1 protein-coding gene is annotated in these 552 nt (G+C 69.2%); it reads right to left on the bottom strand.

The window, feature by feature from the left end:
• On the bottom strand, positions 1–552 hold a 552-nt coding region (locus ACLZN2_RS50995; protein WP_416987109.1), incomplete at both ends, for a condensation domain-containing protein.

The following is a 552-nucleotide window of genomic DNA, read 5'->3' as shown; positions in this document are numbered from 1 at the left end:
GCCAACCGCGACGCCCGCACATCCAACTCCGCAAACGTCAACTCCTCCTCCCCACACACCACCGCCACCGCACCCGGCACCGACGCCACCCGCTCCGCAAACAGCACCGGCCAGGTCGCCTCCGTGACCGGCACCGCCGTGTCGTTCCAACCCGCCACCACCTGGTGCCGTTCGGCATCCGACAGCACCGGCACCCGGCTCACCCGCACCCGAGCATCGGCAGCCACCACCCCCAGCACCCGCACCAACCGCTCAGCAAGCGCCTCCACACTGACCGGATCGAACAAGTCCGCCGCCCCGGTCACAGCCCCCCGCAACCCCAGCGGACGGCCGTCACCGTCGAAGACCTCGCCCAGCGTCACATCGAGATCGAACTTGGCCACCGCCGAACCGGCGTGCATCGGTGCCACGGTGAGGCCGGGCAGTTCCAGGTGCGCCCGACCGAGATTTTGAACGGCGAGCATGACCTGGAAGAGCGGGTGCCGGGACATCGAGCGGTCCGGGGCCAGCAGTTCCACCAACCGCTCGAACGGCACATCCTGATGCTCCAGA

It is taken from the genome of Streptomyces sp. T028 (genome assembly GCF_048159505.1).
Classification (GTDB): Bacteria; Actinomycetota; Actinomycetes; order Streptomycetales; family Streptomycetaceae; genus Streptomyces.
This window is presented reverse-complemented; position numbering and strand designations above follow the sequence as displayed.